This is a genomic window from Streptomyces hydrogenans (genome assembly GCF_014656075.1).
GTDB lineage: Bacteria > Actinomycetota > Actinomycetes > Streptomycetales > Streptomycetaceae > Streptomyces > Streptomyces hydrogenans.
In genome coordinates, this window is the sequence record NZ_BNBS01000063.1 from 2,863 (window position 1) to 15,120 (window position 12,258).

At 73.0% G+C, this 12,258-nt stretch carries 15 protein-coding genes and 1 pseudogene; 12 read left to right on the forward strand and 4 right to left on the reverse strand.

The window, feature by feature from the left end:
- The 4 genes and pseudogenes from IE321_RS24475 to IE321_RS24490 all read left to right on the forward strand — a co-directional run.
- Window positions 1–223 (forward strand): annotated as a pseudogene (locus IE321_RS24475) (CDK5RAP3 family protein); the annotation flags it as partial.
- 5 nt (window positions 224–228) lie between these two features.
- The gene (locus tag IE321_RS24480; RefSeq protein WP_043227752.1) at window positions 229–504 is read left to right on the forward strand and encodes a hypothetical protein; all 276 of its coding nucleotides are present in this window, start codon (window positions 229–231) and stop codon (window positions 502–504) included.
- Window positions 505–615: 111 nt separating this feature from the next.
- A complete protein-coding gene (locus IE321_RS24485; protein ID WP_190224535.1) occupies window positions 616–1,821 on the forward strand; it encodes an aggregation-promoting factor C-terminal-like domain-containing protein in 1,206 nt (401 codons plus the stop codon).
- A gap of 95 nt (window positions 1,822–1,916) precedes the next feature.
- Window positions 1,917–3,230 carry an NlpC/P60 family protein gene (locus tag IE321_RS24490; RefSeq protein WP_043227749.1) on the forward strand — a complete coding sequence of 438 codons (1,314 nt, stop codon included), beginning with the start codon at window positions 1,917–1,919 and terminating at the stop codon, window positions 3,228–3,230.
- Window positions 3,231–3,258: 28 nt separating this feature from the next.
- Here IE321_RS24490 and IE321_RS24495 read toward each other — a convergent pair whose 3' ends face one another.
- Window positions 3,259–4,224 (reverse strand): HEAT repeat domain-containing protein, encoded by a 966-nt coding sequence (locus IE321_RS24495; protein WP_190224536.1) that lies wholly within the window; start codon window positions 4,222–4,224, stop codon window positions 3,259–3,261.
- 327 nt (window positions 4,225–4,551) lie between these two features.
- Here IE321_RS24495 and IE321_RS24500 point away from each other — a divergent pair, with 327 nt between their 5' ends.
- Entirely contained in the window at window positions 4,552–5,583 is a 1,032-nt protein-coding gene (locus tag IE321_RS24500) for an SGNH/GDSL hydrolase family protein (RefSeq protein ID WP_308439714.1), read from the forward strand.
- A 3-nt stretch (window positions 5,584–5,586) separates the two neighbouring features.
- On the opposite strand, the gene IE321_RS24505 is transcribed toward IE321_RS24500, so the two are convergent.
- On the reverse strand, window positions 5,587–6,411 hold the full coding sequence (locus IE321_RS24505) for a helix-turn-helix domain-containing protein (protein WP_190224538.1): 825 nt from the start codon (window positions 6,409–6,411) through the stop codon (window positions 5,587–5,589).
- A 260-nt stretch (window positions 6,412–6,671) separates the two neighbouring features.
- Window positions 6,672–7,091, reverse strand: coding sequence for an ATP-binding protein (locus IE321_RS24510; RefSeq protein ID WP_190224539.1), 420 nt, complete (start codon window positions 7,089–7,091; stop codon window positions 6,672–6,674).
- A 124-nt stretch (window positions 7,092–7,215) separates the two neighbouring features.
- On the opposite strand from IE321_RS24510, the gene IE321_RS24515 reads away from it, so the two are divergent.
- The 5 genes from IE321_RS24515 (at window position 7,216) to IE321_RS24535 (ending at window position 10,743) form a co-directional block, all read left to right on the forward strand.
- On the forward strand, window positions 7,216–8,130 hold the full coding sequence (locus IE321_RS24515; protein ID WP_190224561.1) for a helix-turn-helix domain-containing protein: 915 nt from the start codon (window positions 7,216–7,218) through the stop codon (window positions 8,128–8,130).
- A gap of 72 nt (window positions 8,131–8,202) precedes the next feature.
- A complete protein-coding gene (locus IE321_RS24520; RefSeq protein WP_190224540.1) occupies window positions 8,203–8,397 on the forward strand; it encodes a DUF397 domain-containing protein in 195 nt (64 codons plus the stop codon).
- Between the two features lie 269 nt (window positions 8,398–8,666).
- On the forward strand, window positions 8,667–9,221 hold the full coding sequence (locus tag IE321_RS24525) for a DUF3592 domain-containing protein (RefSeq protein ID WP_308076515.1): 555 nt from the start codon (window positions 8,667–8,669) through the stop codon (window positions 9,219–9,221).
- A 120-nt stretch (window positions 9,222–9,341) separates the two neighbouring features.
- Window positions 9,342–9,917 carry a YdeI/OmpD-associated family protein gene (locus IE321_RS24530; RefSeq protein ID WP_190224541.1) on the forward strand — a complete coding sequence of 192 codons (576 nt, stop codon included), beginning with the start codon at window positions 9,342–9,344 and terminating at the stop codon, window positions 9,915–9,917.
- Window positions 9,918–10,032: 115 nt separating this feature from the next.
- A complete protein-coding gene (locus IE321_RS24535; RefSeq protein ID WP_190224542.1) occupies window positions 10,033–10,743 on the forward strand; it encodes an alpha/beta fold hydrolase in 711 nt (236 codons plus the stop codon).
- Here IE321_RS24535 and IE321_RS24540 read toward each other — a convergent pair.
- Entirely contained in the window at window positions 10,719–11,141 is a 423-nt protein-coding gene (locus IE321_RS24540; RefSeq protein ID WP_043227735.1) for a hypothetical protein, read from the reverse strand. The genes IE321_RS24535 and IE321_RS24540 overlap by 25 nt on opposite strands.
- 94 nt (window positions 11,142–11,235) lie before the next feature.
- On the opposite strand from IE321_RS24540, the gene IE321_RS24545 reads away from it, so the two are divergent.
- Window positions 11,236–11,628: a VOC family protein gene (locus tag IE321_RS24545; protein ID WP_190224543.1), complete on the forward strand. Its 393-nt coding sequence runs from the start codon at window positions 11,236–11,238 to the stop codon at window positions 11,626–11,628.
- A 113-nt stretch (window positions 11,629–11,741) separates the two neighbouring features.
- Window positions 11,742–12,233: a DUF1203 domain-containing protein gene (locus tag IE321_RS24550; RefSeq protein ID WP_190224544.1), complete on the forward strand. Its 492-nt coding sequence runs from the start codon at window positions 11,742–11,744 to the stop codon at window positions 12,231–12,233.
- Window positions 12,234–12,258 lie beyond the last annotated feature (25 nt).

A 12,258-nucleotide genomic window follows, 5' to 3' on the forward strand; every position in this document is an offset into this window, starting at 1 on the left:
CAGCTGGGACGCGGCCCCGGCGGCGGACGGTGACGGCAGCATCAGCTGGGACGCGGTTCCGGCGGCGGACGGCGACGGGAGCATCAGCTGGGACGCGGCCCCGGCGGCGGACGGTGACGGCAGCATCAGCTGGGATGCGGTTCCGGCGGCGGACGGTGACGGGAGCATCAGCTGGGACGCGGCCCCGGCGTCCTCCGGCGACGACAGCATCAGCTGGGACTGAGGGACGTGCGCCTCGTCCTCGCCTCCCTCGAAGGCCCGCACCGCGACCCGGCTCCCCCCGGCGTCCTCGCCCTCCTCTCGGACCTCGTCTGGGCCCACGCGGCCACCGCGAACGGACTGGAACACGTCCGGGCCACCGCCTCGGACGACGGCGTGGACCTCTACCTCTTCCTGCGCGCCGTCTCGGACGCGGCCGCCCTCGACCAGGCCCGCGCCCTCCTCGACGGCGCCCGCGCCTCCCTGCGCGTCCACGGCTACAGCACCGCCGCGCTCCGCCGCTGACGGCGACCGGCGCACCACCCCGCACGCCCACCCGCACCCGTACCCACGGCACCCCCATGCCTCCGTACGCAGACGACCTGCTCAGACGACACGACCCCGGAAGGAACGCCCGTGCCGACCACCCTCCGCCAGGCCGCCCGCAAGGCCACCGTCGCCGCCCTGTCCGGCGCCCTCGGGGCCGGGCTCCTCACCGTCGCGGCCGTCGGTGCCGCCCCCGCCGCGACGGCCGCGACCACGTGCGCCGGGACCGCCTCGCTCTACGGCGTCCTGCCCGACGGCCGCCTCACCTTCAGCACCATCACGCCCGCCACGGGGGAGCTGAAGAAGGTGCTGGTCGGGGCGGACCTGGGCTTCGAGCCCAAGGCGATGGCCACCCTCAACTTCAACACCGTCCTCGTCACGTCGACCACCGGCGCGCTCTACCGCCTGGACGTGCTCACCAACAACACGTCGCTCGTCCTGGAGCGCCCGCCCGTCAAGCTCTTCGACAGCGGCTGGACCCACGACAAGCTCACCTACGACGGGCACGGCCACCTGTACGGCACGGCCGGGGGCGTCCTCATCCAGTACCTGGTCTCCCAGCCCAAGCCGACGGGCTCGGCCCACATCGGCCAGCGCAGGGAGATCGGCGGCGGCTTCGTCCTCAAGACCCTCACCGCGGCCGGGGACGACCGGCTGCTCGCCACCACCGCGGCGGGCGCGCTCTACTCGTACACGATCGACGGCGCCGGCGGCTGGGCGCGCGACGACCTCAAGACCTCCGGCTGGTCGGCCTTCGACCAGCTCGTGTCGCCGGGCGGCGGTCTCTACTACGGCCGGATCCCCACCACGGGCGCCATGTACTGGTACAAGGACGCGAATCCGGCCGACGGTTCCGGCGGCGACATCGCGTACCACAACGACACGCCCGTCAACACGGGCGGCTGGACGCAGCAGTTGCTCTCGGCCCAGCCGGGCACGTTCACCTGCGCCACCAGCTCCGACCCGCTCGACGGCACCGACATCCCCGCGGTGAAGGCGGCCGGCCGCGAGCTGATGAACGCGTACGACGGCGGGGCCTGGAACAGCACCGCCCAGTGGAACTGCCTGGACCAGCTGTGGACCAAGGAGAGCGGCTGGCGCTACTGGGCCGACAACCCGAGCTCCACCGCCTACGGCATCCCCCAGGCCCTGCCCGGCTCCAAGATGGACGCCTTCGGCGACGACTGGCGCACCAACCCGATCACCCAGATCAAGTGGGGCCTCTCCTACATCGACGGGCGGTACGGCACGCCCTGCGCGGCCTGGAACCACTTCCTGGCCAACAACTGGTACTGAGCGCGGCCACACCCGCCCCCGTTCTTCCTCTTCCGCTTTCTCCCTCCCCGGCCCGACGCGCGTACGTCAGGGCTGCCCCAGACCTGGAGAACCCCATGCGATCGTCGTCCCGCGCCCTCCGCTTCGCCGCCGGTCTCGCCCTGACCGCCTCGACCCTCAGCCTCGTCACGCTCGGCACGGCCGCCCCGGCCCAGGCCGCCGCCATCTGCGGCGGAGACGTCTCGGTCTACGGCGTCCTGGCCGACGGCCGCCTCACCTACACGGCGATATCGCCCAACACCGGCGACCGGGTGAAGACCCTCATCGGCCCCGACCTCGGCTTCGAGCCCAAGGCGATGGCCACCCTCAACTTCAACACGGTGCTGGTGACGTCCACCTCCGGAGCGCTGTACCGCGTCGACGTCCAGACGAACAACACCTCCCTCGGCCTGGCGGGGATCACCAAGCTGTGGGACAGCGGCTGGACCTTCGACAAGATGACCTACGACGGCGCGGGCCACCTCTACGGCACGGTCGCCGGCCAGCTCCACCGCTACAACGTCTCCCAGGCGAAGCCCGCGGGGCCGGAGCACATCGCCAAGCACGTGGTGATCGACGAGGGCTTCGTGCTGCGGACCCTCGCCGCGGCGGGCGACGACGTCCTGGTGGCCACCACCTCCGACGGCAAGCTGCTCTCGTACCAGATCAACGGCGTCGGGGACTGGGAGCGTTCGGACCTCAAGGCCTCCGGCTGGTCCGGCGTCGACAGCCTGGTCTCGCCCGGCGGCGGCCTCTACTACGGCCGCACCAACGGCGGCATGTACTGGTACCACGACGCGGACCCCACCGACGGCAAGGGCGACGACATCGCCTACCACCCCTCGGACCCGGTCGACGCGAGCGGCTGGACCCAGACCCTGCTCTCCGCCTTCGCCAACGACTGCACCTACCAGGCGCCGACGACCCCGCCGGCCACCCCGTCCACCAAGGGCGGCACGATCGCCCGCAGCGAGGTCATCAGCCGCGCCCTCAACTGGCTCGCCCGCGACATCCCCTACAGCCAGAGCGCCTACGCCTCCGACCCCGACGGCGACCACACCTACCGCACCGACTGCTCCGGCTTCGTCTCCATGGCCTGGCACGCGAGCACCAGCTACAACACCGGCAGCCTCCCGAGCGCGAGCGCCACCATCGCCAAGTCCGACCTCCAGCCCGGCGACGCGCTGAACACCCAGTCCGGCCACGTCGTCCTCTTCGAGAAGTGGATCGACAAGGCGGCGGGCAAGTTCTCCTACATCCACGAGTCCAACCCGAACGACGACATGATGCGCGGCCAGGACTACCTGAACGGCGGGACCGACGGCCGGATCGCCGGCCACGCCGCCTCCGGCTACGTCGCCCTGCGCTACGACAAGATCGTCAACGGCTGACGCCGACCCGTCCGGAACCCGGCCCTGCTCACTCCTCCGTGAGCAGGGCCACGGTCGCGCGCACCGAGGCGACCGGGTCGTCGGCGAGCAGCGCCAGCACGGCCGCCGCCTCGGGCGTCCCGCACTCGACGAGGCCGTCGACGGACGCGTCCCGGACGGCGGCCGAGGAGTCGCGGCCGAGCACCGCGAGGAGGGCGGCGGCGGCCTCGGTGCGCCGGAAGGAGAGGGCCACGGCGACGGTCTGCCGCACCTCGGTCACGGCGTCCTCCGCCAGCTCCCGCAGCAGCCCGTCCGCCCCGGGCGTCGACCACTCGGCCACCGCCCGGGCGACCTCCCGCCGGACCCGGTCGTCCGGGTGGGCCGCGAGCGGGGCGAGCCGCTCCACGGGACCGCGCCGGCGGAGCCCGTACCACCGGAGGGTGTCGACCAGCGCGGCCGTGTCCGCCCGCTCCTCGGCCCGTGCGAGCCGCGCGAGCAGGACGCGCGAGGCCGGCGCGGGCCCGTCCATCGGGTGCGGCCGGCGCTCCCGGAGCCGCCGCGAGCCGTACGTGCCGGGCTGCACGCACCCCGCGCAGACGCAGGGCGTGACCCCGTGCGCGCCGGGGAAGTACCGCCATCCGGCGACCTGCCGCACCGCCCGCACCTGCCGCACCTCGGCCCGCGCGACCGCCCGGGGCAGGAACACCTCCCAGCCGAGCGCGCCGTCCCCCAACTCCCGTATCCGCCGCACCGCTTCGGCTGCGGTGACCTCCTGGTCGCTCTGCCCGTACCGCCCCACGAACACCGGCTCCCCGTCCGGCAGCCGCACGTGCGCGGCGACCATTCCCCGGGACCCCTGCCGCCGCCCCAGCTCCCGGAGCCACTGGTGCGTCAGCGGGTACGAGGGCAGCACGGGGAACAGGTAGACCCCCCGCCGCTCCCCCCGCGCCTTGATCCCGCTCCGCCGGATGCCCGCCGCACCGGCGGCGGGAGTGAGGTGCACGAAGGTCGCCATGCGGCGATGCTAGGCCGGTTTCCGGCCGACCCGGGCGGGGAGGCCGGTGGCGGTCGCCCTACATGTGTCCGTCGATCGCTCTTCTGCTCGATTGGAGGGGCGTGCGCCCCTCCGTTCGGGTTGAGATCGTGCGGCGCCTTGTCGCGAGCTCCCCTTGGCATCCCGTTTGACCTGCTGAAACAGGGCTGGGCGACGGCGAGGTCCAAGACCGCCTGCTTGCGTCGCGTGGCCCCTTGGGTCATCACGTTCCGCTTGTGAATGAATACGGAGCGTTAGATTCTGTTCGTTTCTCCCCCTTGTTTTCGATGAAAGGGAACAGCCATGCCCATGGCCACGCGCACGATCTCGATCACTCCGAAGGCGCGGCGGTTGGCCGCCGCCGCCGTCGCGCTGGGCGGCTGCCTGGCGCTCGCCGTCCCGGCGGGCTCCGCCGGCGCGGCCCCCGCGGACCCGGTGCCGACCGTCTTCTTCGGCGACTCGTACACCGCCAACTTCGGCATCGCTCCCGTGAACAACCTGGGCAACGAGAAGGGCTGGTGCTTCCAGGCCACGGACGACTACCCCGCCGTCGCCACCCGGACCCTGGCCGCCAAGGGCATCACGCTCGACGTCCAGGCCGACGTCTCCTGCGGAGGCGCGCTGGTCCACCACTTCTGGGAGAAGCAGGAACTGCCCTTCGGCGCCGGGACGGTCCCGGCGCAGCAGGACGCGCTCAAGGAGAACACCCAGCTGGTCGTGGGCGGCCTGGGTGGTAACACGCTGGGCTTCGTCAACATCCTCAAGCAGTGCTCCGACAAGCTCCGGGAGCCCTCCCTCCTGCCGGGGGAGCCGGTGGACGCGGACAAGCCGGCCCGCGAGTGCAAGGAGTTCTTCGAGTCGGGCGACGGCAAGGAATGGCTGGACTACAAGTACGAGCAGGTCGAGGAGGAGTTGGATCAGGCGCTCCAGCGCATGAGCTACTTCTCCCCGGACGCCCGGCGCGTCCTGGTCGGCTACCCCCGGCTCGTGCCCCAGGACGCCACCAAGTGCCAGACCGCGGCCCCCGGCCAGACCGAGCTGCCGTTCGCCGACGTCCCCCAGGACGCCCTGCCCGTCCTGGACCAGGCCCAGAAGCGCCTGAACGACATCATGAAGAAGGTCGCCACGGACGACGGCGCCGAATTCGTGGACCTCTACGCCCACACCGGCGGCAACACGGCCTGCGACGGCGCCGACCGGGGCATCGGCGGCCTGCTGGAGAACTCCAAGCTGGACCTCATCGGCGCGACGATCCCCTGGTACGCCCACCCCAACGAGAAGGGCCGAGACCTCCAGGCCGAGCAGGTGGCCGCGAAGATCGAGACGCTCCTCAACTCGTAGGGCTCAGGCGGCCTCTGCGGCCGCCGCCTCGCACCCTCTGCACCGGCCCGGTTCCGGCGCGCGGTAGGCCCGGTCGCAGTCGTCGCAGTTCTGGAGGGGGCCGAGGGCGGGCGGGGAGGCGGGTGCGGCCGGAAGGGGCGGGGGCATGAGGGCGGCCAGGCGGTGCGCCAGCAGGCCCGCCGGGTACGCCAGGTCGTGGGGCAGGTCCGCGCAGAGCGTGCGGCGCACGGCGTCGGGCTGAGCGCCGCGCTCCAGCCAGGCCGTCACCCCGGGCGCCAGCCGCCGCACGTCCCGCTCCGACAGCAGCAGCCGCGGCGCGTGAGCGCGGAGGCCGCAGAGCAGCTCGGCGGCACGGGCGTGCCGGGCGGTGAGCTGAGGCGGCGCGGGCGGCCTCGGGGCGGGGGCGGGCGCGGGTGCGCGGGGCGTCTCGGGCTCGGGGCGCGGCTCCCGGGGCTTCGGGGCCGCCCGGGTCTCCCGTACGGCGGCGGGGTCAGCCCCCGGGCTGTTGTACGAGATCGTGAGCGGCAGGATCCGCCCGTCCGGCAGCCGTCGCCGTGTCCGGGCGAGGTAGCCGTGCGCCTCCAGCTCCCGCATGGCCGCGGCGATCCTGAACTCGCTCTCCGGGAACCGTGAGGCGATCGCCTTGATCCCGACGCACGAGCCCGCGGGCAGCGACTGGAGGTGGGTGGCGAGCCCGATCGCCAGCAGCGAGAGCTCCCGGTGCTGGGCGAGGGCGTTGCTGATGACGACGTACCGGGTGGTGAGCCGGACGTTGTGGTGAACGAGCCCGTAGGCAGGCGAGGGCACGTTAGGGTGCTGGGAAGCCACGGGAAGCTCCTACTTCCTCGATGGTCAGGCCCTCGGTCGGGATTGCAGTCCCGCCGGGGGCCGTCGCGTTTCATGGGTCTGGCCGGAGCATATGCCAGGCAACCCGTCACGAATCCAGCCCAGTTGGCGCAGATCACCCGTGTGAGTGACGGACCCCGGCGGGGAGGCTGGTGGGGTTGGGGAGGGTATTTCCCCCGGTTCTTGATTCTTTTGTGTCGCGGGCCACCGCGTCGCGGACCCCCGCGACGCGGTGAGGGCCGTCACGACAGCGGCATCTCGGCCCAGACGGTCTTCTGCGGGGCGGGCCCCGAGCTCACTCCCCAGGTACGGGCCAGCGCCTCCACGATCAGCAGCCCGCGCCCGGTCTCGGCGGCGGGGGAGCGGCCGCCGGCGAGCGGTACGCGGTCACCCCGCGTGTCCGTCACCTCGATCCGGAGCGCCGACCCCGTGACGATCGTCCGGAGCCGGAAGTCGCGCCCCGGCACGTGCCCGTGCGTCACGGCGTTGTTCGCCAACTCGGCCACGATCTGCTCCGCCGCGCCGATCGAGTCCTCCAGCCCCCAGGAACGCAGCTGCTCGACGGCGAGCAGCCGCGCCAGCCGGGCCCCCCGGGGCGTCGAGGAGAGCTGGAGGGTGAAGTGGCGTGCGGTCGCCATGAGTTGGCTGGTTTCCGGGTTCATGGAACCCAGCGTGGCGACCTCTGCCTACGCTGCCCACCAGAAACGCCCTTACGTACGGTTACTGTCCTGCGGCTGTCCGGGACTGTCCACCGTTGTCCCGGGTGATGTGGAGAGGCGGGTGCGCATGGACGCGAACACGAAGGTGGACGCGAGGGCGGAGACGAGTGAGACCGGGAGTCCGACGGCCTCTCGTGGTGCGAGGACGGAAGGGCCGACCTGGGATCTGGCTCCCGGTGACGACTCCGGCGCGGCGATCGTGGTCATGATCGGGCGCCAGATCAAGGTGTGGCGGGAAGCGAAGGGTCTGCGGGCGGGCGAGCTGGGGCGGTTGATCGGGTACGGCGAGGACATCGTTCGCAAAGTCGAGCGCGGAGCCCGTATCCCGCGTCCTGAGTTCTTGGACAAGGTGGACGAGGCGCTGGGGGCCAACGGCCTCATCTCAGCCATGAAGCCAGATGTCCTGAAAGCCCGTTACCCCAAGAAGCCGCAGAGTCTGTCGAAGCTGGAGGGTCAGGCGGTCGAGTTCTCCATGTACACGATCTTCTGCCTGCACGGTCTGCTCCAGACCGAGGACTACGCGCGAGCGATCATGCGGACCTTCCGCCCGCTGTACCAGCCGAAGGAGCTGGAGCGTTACGTGGCCATCCGGGTCGGGCGGCAGCGAGTGCTGCGGCGGCTCCCCGCACCGGAGTTCAGCTTCGTGATGGAGGAGTGGGCGCTACGACGGCCCGTCGGCGGGAGGGAGGTGATGGCCCGGCAGCTGGAGCACCTGCTGGAGGTCGGGGACATGCCGAACGTCGAGATCCAGGTGATGCCGACGGCGCACGCGCAGCACCCGGGGCTGTCCGGGTCGGTCAGCCTCCTGAAGTTCCCCGACGGCTCGGCGGCGGGCCGCTCCGAGGACCTCAACGGGGGCATGCCGACGACCGAACTCAAGGTGCTCAGGTCCCTGGAGCTGCGGTACGGCATCATCCGCAGCCAGGCGTTCACACCGGCGGCGTCACGCGACTTCATCCAGGACCTGCTGGCAGCGACGTGACCCGCACGGCGGGCGGGGTTCGTGGAGTGCAGCCGTGGGGGAGTAGCCACGTAACCGACCTGAGGAGCGGACGTGAACCGTACTCCCGAGCTGCACTGGTTCAAGAGCAGCTACAGCAACGGTGGCGGCGAGACGTGTGTCGAGGTCGCCACCACCCCCGGCACCGTCCACGTCCGCGACTCCAAGAACGTCACCGGCCCCCGGCTCGCCTTCGGCCCCGCCGCGTGGGCCGGCTTCGTGGCGGCGCAGGGACGAACGGGCCGTTGACCACGGACGGTCGGGGCGGGGCGCTCGGCGCGCTTCGAGTGCTGCCGTCGGCCGGGTGAGTATCGCCCCCGTCCTTCGCGCGGCGGCCTCGCTGCGGACGAGAGGTGCCGTGGGGGGACGCAGGGGCCTGACTGCCGGTGCCAGGCAGCCAGGCCCGGCCGGCTGTGTGCGCGTCCCGGCATTTCGGGGGCTTCTCGCGGTACCTACGTTGGTGGGCGACGAACTTCTCGCGTGTGACGCGAGAAGCCCTTCCGGACGAACGGAACCCGATGGCAGGAAACGAAGGCGGCGGATCCGGCACGAACCCCCCCTCTGTCTACGAGCAGGCCGTGGCGCCGAAGAGTCTGTCGCCGCGTGCGGGAGCGATGATGTCGCTGGTGCTCGCGGTACTGCTCGGAGCGCTGTCGGTCCTGGTGATGGCTCCGGCGGCTCGGCATCTTCGCTCGCTCCAGGACGGTGAACGGGCTCAGGCGACGTTGACCAGAAGTGGCTCGTGCATGGCGGGGAACTGCCAGGTGACCTTCGAGGCGAACGGTCGGACCGTCGTGGCGGATCTGCCGGTGGGCAGCGGTGGCGGGAAGTTCGGGGTCGGGACCCGGTGGGCGGTGAGGTACCAGGCCGACGATCCGCTGATGGTGGCCCGTGAGGAGGACACCGGAGGCGGCGGCGCCTTGGTGCTTGCGGTGCTGTCGGGAGCGTGCGCGCTGTTCTTCCTGGTGCCGGGGGTCTGGATGGCGCTCTCCTTGCGGAGGCAGCGGCGGCGTGCGGACATCGGCCCGCGCCACACCTCCGGCGGGACGCCCGACCGGGGCACCGCGGCGTGACCCGGCTCGACTCCGGTGCGGATCTCGGAGGTGTCGTGGTCAGGGGCCTCCCGCGGCGTGAGGGTCAAGCCCGGCCCTCTTCCGGCCCCGAATGTCCGTCGGTTGTGGTTCGCTGCCGGGATGACCCAGGACTTGGAGACCGTCACCTTCGACTCGGCCGAGGCGTTCGAGGAGTGGCTCGGGGAGCACCACGCCGACTCGGCCGGCATCTGGCTCAAGCTGCGGAAGAAGGGGCCCGGGGTCGTCGCGCTCGACTACGCCCAGGCGCTCGACGTGGCGCTCTGCTACGGCTGGATCGACGGCCAGAAGGCGAAGTTCGACGACCTGTGGTGGCTCCAGCGGTTCACCCCGCGCAGGCGCGCCAGCCGGTGGTCCAAGATCAACCGGGAGAAGGTGGCCGCCCTGACCGCGCAGGGGCGGATGCGTCCCCCGGGACAGGCCGAGGTCGACCGGGCCAAGGCGGACGGCCGCTGGGAGGCGGCCTACGACAGCGCGCGGACGATCACCGTGCCGGACGACCTCGCCGCCGCCCTGGCCGCCGACCCGGCCGCGGCCGCCTTCTTCGGAACCCTCGACAGCGCCAACCGCTTCGCGATCCTCTACCGCGTCCAGGACGCCAAGCGCCCCGAGACCCGCGCCCGCCGCATCGAGCAGTTCGTCGCCATGCTGGCGAAGGGCGAGAAGCCGCACCCGTAGCCCGGGCGCGGGCCGGGCCGGGCCCCGGTCGGCGGCGGCGGTTCGGGGGCGTTGTCAGTCCCGTCCGCTAGCGTCCGGAAGGGACCTTGTCCGTCGCGCACTTGGGGGCACCACCATGGACATCCTGCTCATCGCCGGCTTGTGGCTCGACGCGTCCGCCTGGGACGAGGTCGTGCCCGAGCTGACCGCTCTGGGGCACCGGCCGGTGCCGGTCGCCCTTCCCGGGCAGGGTGACGGGGACGCGTCCGCGACGCTGGAGGACCAGGTGCGGGCGGTGCTCGCGGCGGTCGACGCGGCGGAGGGGAAGCCGCTGGTGGTGGGGCACTCGGCGGCGGCGAGCCTGGCCTGGCTGGCGGCCGACGCGCGGCCGGGGGGAGTGGCCGGGGTCGCGCTGGTCGGCGGCTTCCCCGGCGAGGACGGGAAGGCGTACGCCGACTTCTTCCCCGTGGCGGACGGCGTCGTGGCCTTCCCCGGCTGGGAGCCCTTCGAGGGCCCGGACGCGGCCGACCTGGACGGGCCGGCCCGCGAGCGGTTCGCGGCCCGCGCCGTCCCCGTCCCCGAGGGGGTCGCCAAGGGCGTGGTCCGGCTGACCGACGAGCGCCGCTTCGGCGTGCCCGTCGCCCTCGTCTGCCCCGAGTTCACGCCCGCCCGGGCCAAGGAGTGGATCGCCGCGGGGGACAGCCCCGAACTCGCCCGCGCCCGGCACGTCACGTACACGGACCTCGACTCCGGCCACTGGCCGATGTTCACCCGCCCGCGCGCGTTCGCCCGCGCCCTGGCGGACGCCTGCCCGCCGGCGGCTCAGTCGGCGGTCACGCCCCAGTAGCCGATCTCCGAGGGCGCGTCGTTCTCGTACAGGACCGTGCAGCGGCCGAGGCCGCGGCGGGGGAAGAGGTCGAGGTCGGCGCGGAGGGCGGCCTCCCACTCGGCGGCGGTGGGCCTGCCGCGGGGGCACCAGGCGCGGACCTCGTCCTCCGTCAGCGGGCGCATGTACGGGCCCTCTTCGGGCTCCGTGGCGGCCACCGTGTGGATCTGGTCCAGGACGGTCGCGGTGCCGCCGGTGAAGATGAACTCGGCCCAGTCGGAGCTCTTCCACAGCTCTCCGACCGTCCGGCCGGTGAACCCCCGGTCGTCCTCGGCCAGTTCCGCCTCCTGCGCCCGCCGGAAGGCGGCCGGCAGGTCGCTGTCGTACGGTCCGGTCTGCCACCAGCAGTCGCCACCCACGGTTCCACCCCTCCACGACTCCGGACGTCCGTACGCCCGTTCGTGTCGCACGGTAGGGCCCGGGTCCGACGGAGGGGCCCGTACGCTGGCCCGCATGGCATGCCGCATCAGTGAACTGGTCCTCGACTGCGCCGATCCCGAACGGCTCGCCGCCTTCTGGTGCGAGGTCCTCGGGTACGTGGAACTCGACCGGGAGGACGACGGGAGCATCGAGATCGGACCGCCCGGCACCGGCTTCGGCGGACCGCAGCCGACGCTGGTCCTCAGCCCGAGCGACGACCCCCGGCCCGGCAAGCTCCCGCTCCACATCGACGTCAGCCCGACCGACCGCGACCAGGACGCCGAGCTGGCCCGGCTCCTCGCCCTCGGCGCCCGCCCGGCGGACGTCGGGCAGACCGGCGAGGAGAACTGGCACGTCCTCGCCGACCCGGAGGGCAACGCGTTCTGCCTCCTGCGGCGGCGCGTCGACCCGGTGCCGCCGGCCTGACCCCGGCGCGTCGGCCCGGTGCCGCCGGCCTGCCTCCGGCGCGCGCCGGACGGGCCGAGCGCCGCGTCCGAATGTCGCCAGCGGTCCGGCCCGTCCCGGCCGACGCTGGACCCATGGACACCTTCACGCCGCGGGCCGTCGAGCCCGCCGCCCTCACCGCGCTGCGCTCCGCCGATGACGCCGGACGCCCCTTCGCCCCGTACACCGCCGAGGAGGGCGGCGAGCCGCTGCGCTGCTGCCTGCGCCGGGCCGTCCCGGGCGAGCGCGTCGGTCTCGTCGCGTACGCCCCGCTGCGGCGCTGGGCGGCGGACACGGGCGCGGCGCCGGGGGCGTACGACGAGGTGGGGCCGGTCTTCGTGCACGCGGAGGAGTGCGGGGGGCCGCAGGAGCGGCAGCCCTCGGAGGCGTACCCCTTCGAGCGGGCGGGGGTGCTGCGGACGGTCCGCCGGTACGGCGCGGACGGCCGCATCCTCGGCGGCCGCCTCGTCGAACTCCCCGGCCTGGAGGAGGCGTTCGCCGACGCCTTCGCCGACCCGGACGTCGCCCTGGTGCACGTGCGGGCGGTCGAGTACGGCTGCTTCCTCTTCGAGGTGCGGCGCCCCTGACGTCCGTGACCCGGCCGTCCCCGTC

Coding starts and splice junctions, on each gene's coding strand:
- IE321_RS24490 (WP_043227749.1), top strand. CDS start 1,917: ATGCGATCGTCGTCCCGCGCCCTCCGCTTCGCCGCCGGTCTCGCCCTG.
- IE321_RS24495 (WP_190224536.1), bottom strand. CDS start 4,224: ATGGCGACCTTCGTGCACCTCACTCCCGCCGCCGGTGCGGCGGGCATC.
- IE321_RS24500 (WP_308439714.1), top strand. CDS start 4,552: ATGGCCACGCGCACGATCTCGATCACTCCGAAGGCGCGGCGGTTGGCC.
- IE321_RS24510 (WP_190224539.1), bottom strand. CDS start 7,091: ATGAACCCGGAAACCAGCCAACTCATGGCGACCGCACGCCACTTCACC.
- IE321_RS24515 (WP_190224561.1), top strand. CDS start 7,216: ATGGACGCGAACACGAAGGTGGACGCGAGGGCGGAGACGAGTGAGACC.
- IE321_RS24525 (WP_308076515.1), top strand. CDS start 8,667: ATGGCAGGAAACGAAGGCGGCGGATCCGGCACGAACCCCCCCTCTGTC.
- IE321_RS24530 (WP_190224541.1), top strand. CDS start 9,342: ATGACCCAGGACTTGGAGACCGTCACCTTCGACTCGGCCGAGGCGTTC.
- IE321_RS24535 (WP_190224542.1), top strand. CDS start 10,033: ATGGACATCCTGCTCATCGCCGGCTTGTGGCTCGACGCGTCCGCCTGG.
- IE321_RS24545 (WP_190224543.1), top strand. CDS start 11,236: ATGGCATGCCGCATCAGTGAACTGGTCCTCGACTGCGCCGATCCCGAA.
- IE321_RS24550 (WP_190224544.1), top strand. CDS start 11,742: ATGGACACCTTCACGCCGCGGGCCGTCGAGCCCGCCGCCCTCACCGCG.